The sequence below is a fragment of the Actinomyces sp. HMT 175 genome (assembly GCF_016694895.1).
GTDB classification, from domain to species: Bacteria; Actinomycetota; Actinomycetes; order Actinomycetales; family Actinomycetaceae; genus Actinomyces; species Actinomyces oris.
In genome coordinates this window covers 1,962,309-1,977,983 of record NZ_CP068012.1, presented here as the reverse complement: position 1 = coordinate 1,977,983, position 15,675 = coordinate 1,962,309, and the positions used below count along the sequence as shown (strand labels likewise).

The following is a 15,675-nucleotide window of genomic DNA, read 5'->3' as shown; positions in this document are numbered from 1 at the left end:
CCTCAGCCCCTGCCTGAGGAGGCGGCCGCAGCCGGTTCTGCGCGCCCTGCGCCTGCCAGCTGCACCATGCCCGCCCCGAGCGTGCCGCCCTCGTGGGCGTCGATGAGGAGGAAGGCGCCGTCGGAGCGGGAGACCGAGTAGTCGGCCAAGGGCACCGGCGAGGCCAGACGCAGCCGAACCAGGCCGATGTCGTTGAGCTCCAGGCGGTCAGTGGGCACCGTGGACAGGTCATCGAGGTCGAGGCGCCCCTCAATGGCGCGTACGATCGCCTGGACCGTCTGGGCGCCGTGCTTGAGCAGCACTCGCGCCCGGGGGCGCAGGGGCTCCTCGCTCAGCCAGGACACGCGGGCGTCGACCTCGGTGAGCACCTGGGGCGCGTCCCCCGCCGCGGCCAGAGTGTCACCGCGGGCGACGTCGATATCGTCGGTCAGGCGAACCGTCACCGACTGGCCCTCGACGGCCTCCTCCAGGCTGCGCTCGCCCAGGTTGATGCCGGCCACGCGCGAGTGCCTGCCCGAGGGCAGCACCACCACGGGGTCGCCGACGCGTACCGTGCCCGAGGCGATCCGCCCGGCGTAGCCGCGGTAGTCGCGCAGCTCGGGCGCCGGCGCCGCCCCCTGGGGACGGATGACCAGCTGGACCGGCAGGCGGAAGGCGCCCTCCTCGCGGGCGGTGGGCAGGGACTCCAGCAGCCCCAGCAGGGTCGGCCCCTCGTAGAAGGGCGTGCTGGTCGAGGCCTCGACGATGTTGTCCCCCAGGAGCGCGGAGGTCGGCAGGACATGGATCTCGGCCACGCCCAGCTCGGCGGCCACGGCACGGATATCGGCCTCGATGGCCGCGTAGACCTCGGCGGAGAAGTCCACCAGGTCGATCTTGTTGACCGCGACGATGACGTGCGGGACCCGCAGGAGGGCGGCGACCGCCAGGTGGCGGCGCGTCTGCTCCAGGACCCCGTTGCGGGCGTCCACCAGCAGCACGACGACATCGGCCGTGGAGCAGCCGGTGACCGTGTTGCGGGTATACTGCACGTGCCCGGGGCAGTCGGCCAGGATGAAGGAGCGCTGCGGGGTGGCGAAGTAGCGGTAGGCGACGTCGATCGTGATGCCCTGCTCCCGCTCGGCCCGCAGACCGTCGGTCAGCAGCGCGAGGTCGGCGCTGGTCAGGCCCCGATCCAGGCTGACCTGCTCGACGGCGGCCAGCTGGTCGCGCAGCACGGACTTGGAGTCGAACAGCAGGCGGCCCACGAGCGTGGACTTGCCGTCGTCGACGCTGCCGGCCGTGGCCAGTCGCAGCAGTGAGCCGGTGGCGGCGGCGCGAGCCTCGGCCTCGGCGGGGATGTCGGTGAGGGTGGGGGTGCTCATCAGAAGTAGCCCTCCTTCTTGCGGTCCTCCATGGCCGCCTCGCTCAGGCGGTCATCGGCGCGGGTGGCTCCCCGCTCGGTCAGGGTGGAGGCGGCGACCTCCAGAACGATGTCGTGGTTGGTGGCAGCCTCGGACTCGACGGCGCCGGTGCAGGACATGTCGCCCACGGTGCGGTAGCGCACGGTGCGGGTGACGACATGCTCGCCGTCGCGCAGCCGGTTGACACCGCCGGCCGCCAGCCACATCCCGTCACGCAGGAAGACCTCGCGCTCATGGGCGTAGTAGAGGCCGGGCAGGGCGATGTTCTCGCGCTCGATGTAGCGCCACACGTCGAGCTCGGTCCAGTTGCTCAAGGGGAAGACCCGCACGTGCTCGCCGGGGCGATGGCGGGGGTTGAGCAGGTTCCACAGCTCGGGGCGCTGGTTGCGCGGGTCCCACTGGCCGAACTCGTCGCGCAGCGAGACGATGCGCTCCTTGGCCCGGGCCTTCTCCTCGTCGCGGCGCCCGCCGCCGAAGACGCCGTCGAAGCCGCCCTCCTCGATGGCGTCGAGAAGCGGGATGGTCTGGAGCGGGTTACGGGTGCCGTCGGTGCGCTCACGCAGACGGCCGTCGTCGATGTAGTCCTGGACGCGGGCCACCACGAGCCGCAGACCGAGCTCCTCGACCGTCCGGTCGCGGTAGGCCAGCAACTCGGGGAAGTTGTGACCGGTGTCCACGTGCAGGACGGGGAAGGGGATCGGAGCGGGCCAGAAGGCCTTGCGCGCCAGGTGCAGCATGACCACGGAGTCCTTGCCCCCGGAGAACAGCAGCACGGGGCGGCGGCACTCGGCGGCGATCTCCCGGATGACGAGGATGGCCTCGGCCTCCAGGACGTCAAGGATGTCCAGGGCCTCAGTGGTGACGGGGGCCCGGGAGAGGTCGGCCAGGCCGGCCGGTTCGAGCTCCGGCGTCTGATGGGGGGCGGAGGAGGGGGCTGGGGCCGGACGGGTGTGGGTCAGGGTGATGCTCATAGGTGGATTCCGCATTCTGTCTTGGTGAATCCGGCCCAACGGCCGGAACGGGGGTCGTCTCCGGGCTTGACTCGCGCCGTGCACGGGGCGCAGCCGATCGAGGGGTAGCCGTCGTACAGGAGGGGGTTGATGAGCACGCCGTGCTGGTCGGCGTAGCCGGTCAGCTCCTCCATGCTCCAGGCAGCCAGGGGATTGATCTTGACGATCTCGTGGGTGGCGTCCCATCCGATCAACGGTGTGTGGGTGCGGGTGGGGGCGTCCTCGCGGCGCACCCCGGTGGCCCAGGCCTCGTAGCCGCTCAGGGCCCTCGCCAGCGGCTCGACCTTGCGCAGACGGCAGCAGGCGGCCGGGTCCCGCGACCACAGATCCGGCCCGTAGCGCTCGTCCTGCTCGGTCAGGCTCAGCTCAGGAGTCACGTCGACGACGGTGACGTCCATGGTGGCGGCCACGGCGTCGCGGGTACCCACGGTCTCGGTGAAGTGGTAGCCGGTGTCCAGGAAGAGGACGTCGACGCCGGGCAGGACCCGGGAGACCACGTGCGGCAGGACGGCGTCGGCCATGGAGCAGGCCACGGCCAGCGTGTCGGGGAAGTTCTGGGCCGCCCACTGGGCGACGTCGAGGGCCGGGGCATCGTCACCGAGCTCGCGCGCACCGGCCTCGGCCAGGGCGCGCAGCTCCTCGGTGGACCGCAGCGGGGCCGAGCCGGCTCCCCGTGACCTCGAGGCGGCAGGAGCACGGTGCGCCACGTTCAGGGATGCCTGGGCGCGGTCAGTGGTTGTGGCGCTCACTGCAGGGCCTCCTCATCGGCTCGGTGCGCCCATTGGGCGAAGGTCTCCTCAGGGAGGCGCTGGTCCAGGTAGCGGCGCACCAGGCGCTCGACGTAGTCGGTCAGGCCGGAGGCGGGGACCTTCAGGCCCCGCACCGTGCGGCCCAGGCCGGCCTCGGCGCGTCCGTCGGTGGCCAGGCCGCCGCCCAGGTGCACCTGAAAGCCGGGCATCTGCTCGCCGTCGACCGTGATGATCTGGCCCTTGAGGCCGATATCCGCGATCTGGATGCGGGCGCAGGAGTTCGGGCAGCCGTTGACGGTCAGGGTGATGCGCCGCTCCAGGTCGGTGTCGGCCAGGCGCGCGTCGAGCTCGGCCGAGACGCGCGCCGCCAGCTTCTTGGTCTCCACGATCGCGAACTTGCAGAACTCCAGCCCGGTGCAGGCCAGGGTCGAGCGGGTGAAGGCGCCCGGATCGGGATCGAGCCCCAGCTCGCGCAGGCCGGCGACGGCGTCGTCGACCTTCTCGGCGGGCACGTCCAGGAGCAGCAGGTTCTGCAGCGGGGTGGTGCGCACCCGGTTGGAGCCGACCCGCTCGGCCAGGTCGGCCAGACCCAGCAGGACATCCCCGCTCAACCGGCCGACGGGCGGCTTGGCCCCCACCCAGAAGCGGCCGTCCTTCTGCTCGTGGACGCCGATGTGGTCGGAGTCCCCGCTCGGCTCCTCAGGGGCCGGGCCATCGGGCAGGGCGCGCCCCAGGTAGTCGTCCTGGAGGACCTGTCGGAACTTCTCCGGCCCCCACTCGGCCATGAGGAACTTCAGCCGGGCCTTGTTGCGCAGGCGACGGTAACCGTAGTCGCGGAAGATGCGGATGACGCCGTACCAGACGTCCAGGGCATCCGCCGGCGTGACGAAGGCCCCCAGCCGCTGGCCCAGACGCGGGGCGGTGGACAGGGCTCCGGCCACCCACAGGTCGTAGCCGGGACCGAGCTCGGGGTGGTTGACGCCCACGAAGGAGATGTCATTGATCTCGTGGAGGATGTCGAGGCTGGGGGAGCCGGTGATGGCCGTCTTGAACTTGCGGGGCAGATTGGCCAGCTCGGGGTCACCCAGGTAGGTGTCCTTGATGGCGCGGGCCAGCGGGGTCGGATCGATGACCTCGTCCTTGGCGATGCCGGCCACCGGGGAGACCAGGAATCCCCGAGGCGTGTCCCCACAGCCCTCAATCGTGGTCAGTCCCACCGACTCCAGGCGCTGCCATAGCTCGGGCACGTTGTCGATCTCCACCCAGTGCAGCTGGATGTTCTGGCGGTCAGTGATATCGGCGGTGCCGCGGGCGAAGTCGTTGGAGACCGAGCCGAGCACTCGCAGCTGCTCGCGGCTCAGGCTGCCACCATCCAGGCGCACCCGCTGCAGGAAGTAGCGGTCGGACAGCTCCGAGGCCTCCAGCTGGGCGGTGCGGCCGCCGTCGATCCCCTGCTTGCGCTGGGTGTACAGACCCCACCAGCGGAAACGGCCGTTGAGGTCATCGGGCGCGATGCTCTCGTAGCCGCAGGGACCGTAGATGTTCACGATCCGGTCGCGCACCGCCAGCGGGTCCCCGTCCTGCTTGAAGGCTTCGTTGTCATTGAGCGGCTTGCGCCCGTCGAGGGCCCACTGGCCGTTGGAACGGGCCTTGCGCGGTGGGCGCAGGGTGCGGGCGGGTGGCGTGACGGTGGTGGTCATTGCTCCTCCATGACGGTGGCGTGTCATTGGCGTATGAGGAGCGTCCGGGGGGCGGCCTGGTGTGCTGCTGCGTGGAGAGCCTGCAGGGCCGTTCGGTTGGCGTCAGCCGTCTCAACGGGGCCTTCCGGACGCTTCATTGCGCCGGATACCTCGTTGCGGGGGAAGTCCCCGTGGTGTCAGGCGCTGGTCAGGCCCGACAACACATGACCGCATGGGCACGCAGAAGATCAGCGGGATAGGTACCGCTGAAGAGCGCTGCGTGAGAGAAGGTCATGGCCGAAACATTAACCATGCATTTACCTGGCGACAAGCAGGAATGATCTGTGCTTCGAGTCACGGCAGGGGCGTTGGGGGTGCACTTTAACCCGTCAGGACGCGGAATAAGATCGCGCTGCCGCACACGGCACCGGTGGTGGTCTGCGGCAGCGGATAGGCGGGAAATGGGTCCTTGGGCCTGGGACTGCGATCAGGCGCCCAGCTCGCGGTCCCTCTCGGCAATGGCCTCGAAGGCGCGCACGACGGCGTCGGAGAAACCGGCCCGCTCCAGGGCCACCATGCCCGCCACTGTTGTCCCTCCGGGGGAGCAGACCGCGTCGATGAGGTCGGCCGGGGTGCGGCCGTGACCTCCCTCAGCGGTGCGCTGAGCCTCGGTCTGCACGGTGCGGGCGGTCCCCAGCACCGCCTGTGCCACGATCTGGACGGCCTGGTCCTTGGGGATGCCTCCCATGACGCCGGCGCGCGCCAAGGCGTCGATGAAGGCGCACACCAGGGCGGGGGAGGAGCCCGCCAGACCGATGAAGGAGGAGAAGTCCTTCTCCTCCAGGACCACGGTGCGACCGATGGTCTCCATGAGGGTGCGTACCGTCTCCAGGTCCTCGGCACTCGCACTGCTGCCAGGGGCCAGTGCCGTCATCGACTCGCCCACGGAGGCGGCCATGTTCGGCATGGTGCGCACCACCCGGGTACCGCTCGGCAGCATCGACTCCAAACGCTCCAAGGGCACACCGGCCGCGATGGAGACCACCAGGGGGTGGCTGGCGGCGATGGCCTCCGACAGCCGGGGCAGGACATCGGGGATGACGTAGGGCTTGAGGCCCACGATGAGGACGTCGCTGCGTGAAACCAGGTCGGCGGCGTCGGGAACATGGACGGCCCCGACCTGCCCGGCCAGGCGCTCCGCGGAGCCGTGCTTGCTGGTCAGCAGCAGGTGCCCGGCCGGTGTTCCCGCGGCCACGGCCCCTCGCACAATGGCGCTGACCATGTTGCCGGCGCCGATGAACCCGATACGCATGAAGGCCTCCTGCTCGTGAGCGACATGAGGCCATCACCGTACCGCGGCGGCGCGCTGGGCAGTGCGACTTCCGGGGCGCCGGTCGGCCTTCAGAGCACCAGTGCGGCGATCCACCCGGCGATGAGTAAGGGGATGTTGAAGTGCAGGAAGGTCGGGATGACCGAGTCGCGCATGTGGTCGTGCTGCCCGTCGGCGTTGAGCCCGGCCGTGGGCCCCAGCGTGGAGTCCGACGCCGGTGAGCCGGCGTCCCCCAGGGCCCCAGCGGTCCCGATGAGGGAGACCGTGGCGACCGGCGAGAAGCCCAGCGAGACGCACAGCGGCACGTAGATCGCCGAGATGATCGGCAGGGTGGAGAAGGACGAGCCGATGCCCATGGTCACGATGAGGCCCACGAGCAGCATGACGAAAGCGGCGGCGGGCTTGGAGCCCGCGAACAAGGAGGTCGCCGACGTCACCAGCGGCTCGATCTGCTTGGTCTCCTTGAGGACATTGGCGAAGCCCTGCGCCGTTATCATGATGAGCCCGATAAGGGCCATCATCCGCATGCCTCCGGTGAAGACGTCGTCGGCCTCAGCGATGGTGACGACCCGGGTGGCCATGAACAGCAGCAGACCGATCAGGGCCCCGACCAGGAGCGGGTCGGCTTTGGACTCCGTCCAGGTCAGGATCGTCTGGACCACGAAACAGGCGAGAACAGCGATCAGTGCCACGACGACCTTGACAGGCTTGACCTCGACCGGGCCGGAGACCTCATCGCCCGAGCCGGCGTTGCCGCCGGTGTCGATCCGGTAGACGCGGGGCTTGCGGTAGGTGACGAACACGGCGATGAGCAGCCCCGCGAGCATGCCCAGCGCCGGGATCCCCATGGCCTGGGTGGCCGGGATGTTGGAGACGTCCAGGCCCGCCTCCTCGATGTTGGCGTAGAGGATGTCATGGAGGAAGACCCGCCCGAAGCCCAGGGGCAGGAACATGTAGGTGGTCACCAGACCGAAGGTGATGGCGCAGGCCACGGCGCGACGGTCCAGCTGCAGACGGCTCATGACGATGAGCAGCGGAGGGACCACCAGTGGGATGAAGGCGATGTGAACCGGGATGAGGTTCTGACTCATGACAGCCATGGCCGTGAGTCCGCCCAGCACCAGCATGGTGGTGGTGCGCACGGCCCTGCGGGAGGCGGACTCGTCCTTGTTCTCAATGCGGCCGATGAGCCAGTTCGCCAGCAGCTGGGGCAGACCGGAGTGCGCCACCGCCATGGCGAAGGCTCCCAGCAGCGCGTAGGACAGGGCGATCTTGGCCCCGGCGGCCAGCCCGTCCTGGAAGGCGACCATGGTGCGGCTGATGCCCAGGCCGGCGCTCAGTCCGCCCGCGAGCGCGCCGACGAACAGGGACAGGACCACATGGACGCGCAGCATCGCCAGGATGAGCATGACCAGGACGGCGAGGATGATGGCGTTCATGGGGGCCTTCCGATGTGGGGCCGAGTGTGCTGGGCTTCGCGAGCGGGTCTGGGTGAACCCGTGCGAATCGAGGCCGATTGTGCCAGGCGAGCGTGACGGGGACGTATCGTGGACCAATGAACGAGAACCCGAAGAACGTCACCGTCGACTCCGCCGTCTCCGCACCGGTCCGCCGCGCCGTGGTCACCGGCGCCTCCACCGGCATCGGTGCCGCCACCGTCCGCCTCCTGCGCTCCCACGGGTGGGAGGTCGTCGCCACCGCGCGGCGGGTGGAGCGTCTTGAGGTGCTGGCCGCCGAGACCGGCTGCACGTGGGTGGCCGCCGACCTCCAGGAGCCCGGCGACGTCGAGCGCCTGGCCGGTGAGGTGCTGACCGGCGGAGCTGTCGACGCCGTCGTCAACAATGCCGGTGGCGCGCTGGGGGTCGACCCGGTCGCCGAGGGCAGCGCCCAGGAGTGGGCCACCATGTATGAGCGCAATGCGCTCGCGGCCCTGCGCGTGAGCCAGGCCTTCCTGCCCGGGCTTCGGGAGCGGGGAGGGGACCTGGTCTTCCTCACCTCCACGGCGGCCCACGACACCTACCCCGGTGGGGGCGGATACGTGGCGGCCAAGCACGCCGAGCGGATCATCGCCAACACGCTGCGCCTGGAGCTGGTGGGGGAACCGGTGCGCGTCATTGAGATCGCCCCCGGCATGGTGGCCACCGAGGAGTTCTCCCTCAACCGTCTCCACGGGGACGCCGAGGCCGCCGCGAAGGTATACGCAGGTGTCGCCGAGCCGCTGAGCGCCGACGACGTCGCCGCCTGCATCGTCTGGACGCTGGAGCTGCCCGCCCACGTCAACATCGACTCCATGGTGGTGCGGCCGCGGGCCCAGGCCTCCAACACCCTGGTGGCCAGGGATCAGTAGGGATCAGTAGGGGAGCGGCGTCGTCGCACATAGGTGGTCCACAGGCTCGACCTGCCCCGGGCACAGCGCGGGTTCCTAACGTCTCTTCCAGCCCCGGCCGGGCCGGGAACCAGACTGAAAGGACACCCATGACCAAGCACGTCTCCTCCTGTGGCGAGGCCACTTCCTCCCCGCGCGACGCGGCCACGGAGAGCCTTCCCATCAGGGAATCCGCCGACGCCGCCGATGCCGCTGCGCAGCACCTGCCGCAGGGCGCCGTAAGCGCCCCCGGCAGTGATGGCAACACTGCCGGCAATACGGACGGCAGCACGGACGTCAAGGACCTCAAGGACACGGCGGGTAGCGCTGGCTCAGAGGCGGTGAGGACCGAGGCTCTCTCCAAGGACGTCACGCCGGACTCCGCCAAGGGCTCCGGGGCGACTCACTCGGCTGCTGGCAGCAGCACTGCCGACACCCGGCTGGGCGGGGCGTGGGCATCTCCGGATGCTCAGAACGCCGCGACCATCGGCGTCGTGCCCTCCACGTCCGCGGCGGCCAAGAAGGCCCGGACCAAGGCGCGTGGGCCCTGGTACCGCCGTCGCGCCGTCGTGGGCGCTGCCGGGGTGGCGCTGCTGGCGGGCTCCTTCGGGGCTGGGTGGGGGACCAACGAGCTCCTCAGCTCCCACTCCCAGCACGGTCAGGCCCAGCAGCAGGGGGCCGGCAACGGTCAGGGCATGCCCGGAGGGGGCCAGGGAGGCCCCGGCGGGGGAGGCCCCGGTGGTCAGGGCGGGCCCGGTGGGCAGATGCCCGGAGGCGGCCCCGGCGGACAGGGAGGCCCGGGCGGCAAGAACGGCCAGGGCGGTCCGGAAGGAGGCTCTGGTGGAGCCGGCCGGACCACCCCCAACGGGGACGCCTCCAGTGGCTCGGGCTCGAGTGGTGGCCAGCAGTCGGGCTCCGGCTCGGGTGATGGCAACCAGAAGGGTGGCTCAGGCTCCTCGGGCGTCCTCCAGCAGCAGGACGCCTCTCCGAGCACGCAGAGCTGAGGCCGCCGGCACGGCCGCCCACAGATCACCATTTTCTTCACAGGCGACGCGTATTCGTGTCGCCTGTGAAGTTCTTGTCGGTGTGTGCAGATTCGGTTACGGTCGCTGGCACGCCTCGCAGCGCTCACCCTGATGACACGGAGGAGAGGAACCCGATGACTGACGCACACCCCCGCATGGCGTTGGGCACCATGCACTTCGGAACCCGCCTGCCTGCCACCCAGTCCCGTGAAATCCTCGACGCCTACCTGGAGCTGGGCGGCCAGTGGATCGACACCGCGAACTGCTACGCCTTCTGGGGAGCCGAGTCCGGCCTCGGGGGCCAGAGCGAGACCGTCATCGGCCAGTGGCTCGCTGATCGCGGCGTGCGCGACCAGGTGAAAATCAGCACCAAGGTCGGTGCGGAGCCGACCCGCCCCCACGGCTTTCCGGGCGCCGTGGAAGGGATGGGTAGGGGCACCGTCAACCAGGCCATCCGGGACAGTCTGCAGCGCCTGCAGACGGAGCGCGTCGACATGTACTGGGCCCATATGGAGGACCGGGAGCAGTCGGTCGCGGATGTCGCTGAGAGCTTCGGCGCCCTGGTTGACCAAGGGCTGACCGCACGGATCGGGCTGTCCAACCACCCGGCCTGGTACGCCGCCGCAGCCAACGTGCACGCTCAGCAGCGGGGCTCGGCCGGCTTCAGCGCCCTGCAGCTGCGGGAGTCGTACCTCCACCCGAGGCCGGATACCCCGGTAGAGGGCGAGGACCACCCCCACGGGATGATGACCAGCGAGAGCAAGGACCTCGCCGAGCGCTGCGGGCTGGACCTGTGGGCCTACACGCCGCTGCTGACCGGCGCCTACGAGCACCCAGAACGTCCGCTGCCTGAGGCATACAGGCACCCGGGGACTGACAAGCGGTTGACAGCGCTGCGCACGTGGTCGGAGTGTCTTGCCATGAAGCCGAGCCAGGTCGTCCTGGCCCTTCTCAACGCCCAGCAGCCGACGATCACCCCGATCGTGGGCGTCAGCAGTGTCGCCCAGCTCACTGACGCCATCGAGGCCACGCGCTTCAGCCTCCCTCAGGAGGCCGTCGAGGAGCTCAACGCAGCCGGCTAGATGTACTGATCGGGAGGGTTGGTTGAGGGGGTGTGATCTGAGTCTTTGAGGTGAGGAGAGCGCCTTGGGCTGGTTGAGTGGAGGTGTTGCAGTTCCCCATCAGCCAGACACGAAAGGTGCTCTCCTCATGTCCCACGCTAACGCAGCCCTGACCCCGCGTGCTCGTTTGAGGGTCGCCCGTCTGGTGGTTGAGGAGGGCTGGCCCGTCAGCGAGGTTGCTGCCCGGTTCCAGTGCTCATGGCCCACCGTCAAGCGCTGGGCCGACAGGTACAGGGCCGGCCAGCCCATGACCGACCGCTCCAGCCGCCCACGCTCGTGCCCTCACCGCACACCCAAGGCAGTGGTCAAACGGATCGTCTCGCTGCGCATGCGCCTGCGTGAGGGCCCCGTCCAGCTCGCTGCCCGCACCGGGGTCGCGGCCTCGACCGTCCACCGCATCCTGCGAGCCGCCCACCTCAACCGCCTGTCGTACACCGACCGGGCCACCGGTCAGGTCGTGCGCCGCTACGAGCACCCCTACCCCGGATCTCTTGTCCACGTCGACGTCAAGAAGATCGGCAACATCCCCGACGGTGGTGGATGGCGCTACGTCGGTGCGCGCCAGGGCGCGCGCAACCGCGCCTCCACCCCCGGCAAGGCCCGTAGCCAGGCCAGCCGCAGACCGGTGATGGGCTACGCCTGCGTGCACTCGGTGATTGATGACTACTCCCGCGTGGTCTACAGCGAGATCCACGACGATGAGAAGGCCGATACCGCCGTCGGAGTGCTCCAGCGCGCGGTGTCATGGTTCAGCGCCCGAGGAGTCAAGGTGGAGCGAGTCCTGTCCGACAACGGTTCTGCCTACCGTTCCCAGGCCTGGCAAGCCGCCTGTCAGCAGCTGGGCATCAAGGCCAAGCACACCCGCCCCTACCGCCCCCAGACCAACGGCAAGATCGAGCGCTTCCACCGCACCCTGGCCGACGGCTGGGCCTACGCCCGCCACTACACCTCCGAGACCCAACGCCGCCAGGCCCTACCCGCATGGCTGCACCTCTACAATCACCACCGACCCCACACCGCCACCCAAGGCCACCCACCCATCACCCGCCTAACCAACCTCCCCGATCAGTACAGCTAGAGGTACGGCTAGACCGAGCGGCTCCGAGCCGTCGACCAGCAGGACCACTGCCCACAGACCAACATTTTCTTCACAGGCGACGCGTATTCGTGTCGCCTTTGAAGTTCTTGTCGGTGTGTGCAGATTCGGTCGCTGGCGCTGGGGTCGGGTCTGGGCTAGGGAAGGTGGTGCCCGCCGCTATTCCACCGCCGGGTGTGGGGAGGATGACGCCGCCAAGCCGCGGCGTGAACTGGCCCCGGCGGCACGCTCCCCACTACACTCCCCGGAGCAAAGGCAGTGACCCGGCCATCACCGGCGAGCCTCCGGAAGAACCGGACCCCGGCGCACCAGCGTCGTCGGCCCTCAGTAGAACCGGACGGGACAGCCCGTCACAGCTGGAAACGAAGCGGTCGTGCACACCGTCCCTCTCAGGGCGCGCAGCACGGCAAGCGAGGTGGTACCGCGGTGCGGCACCAGCCGGGCACCAGTCCCGGTCGGGAGCCGACGTCGTCCTCGTCAGGCCCCGGGCACCCGCCCGAGGCGGCAGGAACGAGTGAGACGAGAGCACACCGCGATGGCTGAGAAGATGGCTGACAGCACCACCGCCGACGGCAGCGAGCCGACCGGCGCCGCCTTCTACCCCCTGCACCGCCCGGGGGAGCAGATCGACCCCTCGCCCTCCTTCCCCGCCATTGAGGAGGACGTCCTGGCCTACTGGAAGGCCGACGGTACCTTCCATGCCTCCATCGACAACCGCGCCGAGCCCTGCGACGAGTTCGTCTTCTACGACGGACCGCCCTTCGCCAACGGCCTGCCCCACTACGGCCACCTGCTGACCGGCTACGTCAAGGACGCCGTCGGGCGCTACCAGACCCAGCGCGGCAAGCGCGTCGAGCGCCGCTTCGGCTGGGACACCCACGGCCTGCCCGCCGAGCTCGAGGCCCAGCGTCTGCTCGGCATCGACGACGTCACCGAGATCACCCGCCCCGGCGGCATCGGCATCGAGAAGTTCAACGAGGAGTGCCGCAGCTCCGTCCTGCGCTACACCAAGGAGTGGGAGGACTACGTCACCCGCCAGGCCCGCTGGGTCGACTTCGACAACGACTACAAGACCCTCGACCCTGACTACATGGAGTCGGTGCTGTGGGCCTTCAAGCAGCTGTGGGACAAGGGGCTGGCCTACCAGGGCTACCGCGTCCTGCCCTACTGCTGGCACGATCGCACCCCCTTGAGCAACCACGAGCTCAAGATGGACGACGACGTCTACCAGGACCGCCAGGACAACACGGTCACGGTGGGCCTACGCCTGGAGGAGCCCCTGCGCCAGGGCGCCGAGCGCCCCGAGCTGGTCCTCATCTGGACCACCACCCCCTGGACGCTGCCCTCCAACCTGGCCATCGCCGTGGGCCCCGACGTCGAGTACGCGATCGTCCACGTCGACGAGGACCTCGACTCGCCGGTGGCCGGTCAGGACGTCGTCATCGCGAAGGACCTGCTGGGCTCCTACGCCCGCGAGCTCGGCGAGGACCCGCAGGTGCTGGCCACCTGCACCGGGGCCGACCTGGTGGGGCGGCGCTACCACCCGATCTTCGACTACTTCGACGACGCCGCCCACCGGGCCGAGGGCGCCGCGCCCGGGCCGAATGCCTGGACGATCATCGCCGCCGACTTCGTGACCACCTCCGACGGAACCGGCCTGGTGCACATGGCCTCGGCCTTCGGTGAGGACGACATGATCGCCTGCTCCGAGGCCGGCATCGAGACGGTCGTGCCCGTCGACGACGGCGGCTGCCTGACCGAGGAGATCCGCGACTACGCCGGGTTGCAGGTCTTCGAGGCCAACAAGCCCATCGTCGCCGACCTGCGCGACGGTACCGGCCCCCTGGCCCGCCGTGACGAGAACCAGCGGGCCGTCCTGGTGCGCCAGGCCTCCTACGTGCACTCCTACCCGCACTGCTGGCGCTGCCGCAAGCCGCTCATCTACAAGGCCGTCTCCTCCTGGTTCGTGCGCGTCTCGGCGATCCGCGACCGCATGGTCGAGCTCAACCAGGACATCGACTGGTACCCCGGCCACATCAAGGACGGCATCTTCGGCAAGTGGCTGGCGAACGCGCGCGACTGGTCGATCTCCCGCAACCGTTTCTGGGGCGCGCCCATCCCGGTGTGGGTCAGCGACAACCCCGACTACCCGCGCACCGACGTCTACGGCTCCTACGCCGAGCTCGAGCGCGACTTCGGTGTCAAGGTCACCGACCTGCACCGCCCCTTCATCGACACCCTCGTGCGGCCCAACCCCGACGACCCCACGGGTAAGTCCATGATGCGCCGCATCCCCGACGTCCTGGACTGTTGGTTCGAGTCCGGCTCCATGCCCTTCGCCCAGGTGCACTACCCCTTCGAGAACGTCGAGTGGTTCGAGTCGCACTACCCGGGCGACTTCATCGTGGAGTACATCGGCCAGACCCGCGGCTGGTTCTACACCCTCCACGTCCTGGCCACCGCCCTGTTCGACCGGCCCGCCTTCACCTCTTGCGTCTCCCACGGCATCCTCCTGGGTAACGACGGGGCCAAGATGAGCAAGTCGCTGCGCAACTACCCGGACGTCTCCATGGTCTTCGACCGCGACGGGGCCGACGCCATGCGCTGGTTCCTGCTCTCGGCGCCGGTCATGCGCGGAGGCAACCTCGTGGTCACCGACAAGGCCATCCGCGACACCGTGCGCCAGGTGGTGCTGCCGCTGTGGAACACCTGGTACTTCTTCGCCCTCTACGCGGGCCAGGTGGGCCAGTCCGGCTACGTCACGAGCGGCGTCGACCTGGACGACGCGAGCCTGTTCGCCAAGCACGGCGGCCTGCACGTCATGGACCGCTACGTCCTGGCCCGCACCAAGGACCTGACCGAGACGGTGGCCGCCCAGATGGACGGCTACGACATCACCGGGGCCTGCGCCACGATCCGCGACTTCCTCGACGTGCTCACCAACTGGTACCTGCGCACCTCGCGCCAGCGCTTCACCGACGGCGAGACGACCGCCTTCGACACCCTGGCCACCGTGCTGCGGGTGCTCACCGAGGTCATGGCGCCGCTGGCGCCGCTGGTGAGCGAGGAGATCTGGCGGGGCCTGACCGGTGGGCGCTCCGTGCACCTGACCGACTGGCCCGTGCTGCCCGGGCATGTTGCCAATGCCGAGCTCGTGGCGGCCATGGATGAGGCCCGAGCCGCGGTCTCGGCCGCCCTGAGCCTGCGCAAGGCCGAGAAGCTGCGCGTGCGCCAGCCGCTTCGCAGCCTGACCATCGCTACCGCCGACCCGGCCGGGCTGGCCCCCTTCCGCGAGCTCGTGGCCGAGGAGGTCAACGTCAAGGAGGTACGGGTCCTGGACGCCGAGTCCGCCGGCTACGAGGCCCGAACGGACCTGGCCCTCAACCCGCGCGCCTTCAGCCCCGAGGTCCGCAAGCTCACCTCCAAGCTCTTCGCCGCCGTCAAGGCGGGCCAGTGGGAGCTCACCGAGGACGGGGACGTGCGCTTCAACGACGTCCTGCTCGATGGCGCCCCCGTGGTCCTGGAGGCGGAGGACTCCGCCTTCACCCTGACCACCCGCATCGAGGTCGACGATGACTCCCTGGCCGCCACCATGCTGCCCTCGGGGGCCTTCGTGGTCCTGGAGACGGCCCTCGACGACGCCCTGGAGGCCGAGGGCTGGGCCCGCGACCTGGTGCGTCTGGTCCAGGACGAGCGCAAGGCTGTCGGCCTGCACGTGGGGGACCGGATTCGCCTGGAGCTGAGGGTTCCGGAGGACAAGGGCGCCTGGACCGGTGCCCACCTGGACCTCATCAAGCGGGAGGTCGGCTGCGTGGACGCCTCCGTTGTGGCCGACCCGGCCGTGAAGGAGCCCACCGCCACGGTTGAGAAGGTCACCGAGGCGAGGGAGAGCTGACCCAG

At 69.7% G+C, this 15,675-nt stretch carries 11 protein-coding genes; 5 read left to right on the top strand and 6 right to left on the bottom strand.

Annotation, left to right across the window (positions count from 1 at the left end):
• Positions 1 to 2: 2 nt before the first annotated feature.
• The 6 genes from JJJ14_RS08405 to JJJ14_RS08380 all read right to left on the bottom strand — a co-directional run bounded on the left by JJJ14_RS08405 (position 3) and on the right by JJJ14_RS08380 (position 7,607).
• Positions 3 to 1,361 carry a sulfate adenylyltransferase subunit 1 gene (locus JJJ14_RS08405; RefSeq protein ID WP_201443850.1) on the bottom strand — a complete coding sequence of 453 codons (1,359 nt, stop codon included), beginning with the start codon at positions 1,359 to 1,361 and terminating at the stop codon, positions 3 to 5.
• Positions 1,361 to 2,371 carry a sulfate adenylyltransferase subunit CysD gene (gene cysD / locus JJJ14_RS08400; RefSeq protein ID WP_236592782.1) on the bottom strand — a complete coding sequence of 337 codons (1,011 nt, stop codon included), beginning with the start codon at positions 2,369 to 2,371 and terminating at the stop codon, positions 1,361 to 1,363. Before cysD ends, JJJ14_RS08405 begins: the two co-directional genes overlap by 1 nt.
• Positions 2,368 to 3,159 (bottom strand): phosphoadenylyl-sulfate reductase, encoded by a 792-nt coding sequence (locus JJJ14_RS08395; protein WP_201443849.1) that lies wholly within the window; start codon positions 3,157 to 3,159, stop codon positions 2,368 to 2,370. The genes cysD and JJJ14_RS08395 overlap by 4 nt, the downstream gene beginning before the upstream one ends.
• Positions 3,156 to 4,859, bottom strand: coding sequence for a nitrite/sulfite reductase (locus JJJ14_RS08390; RefSeq protein ID WP_201443848.1), 1,704 nt, complete (start codon positions 4,857 to 4,859; stop codon positions 3,156 to 3,158). Before JJJ14_RS08390 ends, JJJ14_RS08395 begins: the two co-directional genes overlap by 4 nt.
• Positions 4,860 to 5,325: 466 nt before the next feature.
• Complete coding sequence (gene proC, locus JJJ14_RS08385) at positions 5,326 to 6,150, bottom strand: pyrroline-5-carboxylate reductase (protein ID WP_201443847.1); 825 nt, start codon at positions 6,148 to 6,150, stop codon at positions 5,326 to 5,328.
• Between the two features lie 89 nt (positions 6,151 to 6,239).
• Complete coding sequence (locus tag JJJ14_RS08380) at positions 6,240 to 7,607, bottom strand: Na+/H+ antiporter family protein (RefSeq protein ID WP_201443846.1); 1,368 nt, start codon at positions 7,605 to 7,607, stop codon at positions 6,240 to 6,242.
• A gap of 116 nt (positions 7,608 to 7,723) precedes the next feature.
• Between JJJ14_RS08380 and JJJ14_RS08375 the strand changes: the two genes are divergently transcribed.
• The 5 genes from JJJ14_RS08375 to ileS all read left to right on the top strand — a co-directional run bounded on the left by JJJ14_RS08375 (position 7,724) and on the right by ileS (position 15,670).
• The gene (locus tag JJJ14_RS08375) at positions 7,724 to 8,515 is read left to right on the top strand and encodes an SDR family NAD(P)-dependent oxidoreductase (RefSeq protein WP_201443845.1); all 792 of its coding nucleotides are present in this window, start codon (positions 7,724 to 7,726) and stop codon (positions 8,513 to 8,515) included.
• A 128-nt stretch (positions 8,516 to 8,643) separates the two neighbouring features.
• Positions 8,644 to 9,537, top strand: a complete 894-nt coding sequence (locus JJJ14_RS08370; RefSeq protein ID WP_201443844.1) for a hypothetical protein — start codon at positions 8,644 to 8,646, stop codon at positions 9,535 to 9,537.
• Positions 9,538 to 9,692: 155 nt separating this feature from the next.
• A complete protein-coding gene (locus tag JJJ14_RS08365) occupies positions 9,693 to 10,640 on the top strand; it encodes an aldo/keto reductase (protein ID WP_201443843.1) in 948 nt (315 codons plus the stop codon).
• A 127-nt stretch (positions 10,641 to 10,767) separates the two neighbouring features.
• Entirely contained in the window at positions 10,768 to 11,757 is a 990-nt protein-coding gene (locus JJJ14_RS08360; protein ID WP_201443842.1) for an IS481 family transposase, read from the top strand.
• 553 nt (positions 11,758 to 12,310) lie between these two features.
• Positions 12,311 to 15,670: an isoleucine--tRNA ligase gene (gene ileS, locus JJJ14_RS08355; RefSeq protein ID WP_201445134.1), complete on the top strand. Its 3,360-nt coding sequence runs from the start codon at positions 12,311 to 12,313 to the stop codon at positions 15,668 to 15,670.
• Positions 15,671 to 15,675: the final 5 nt, after the last annotated feature.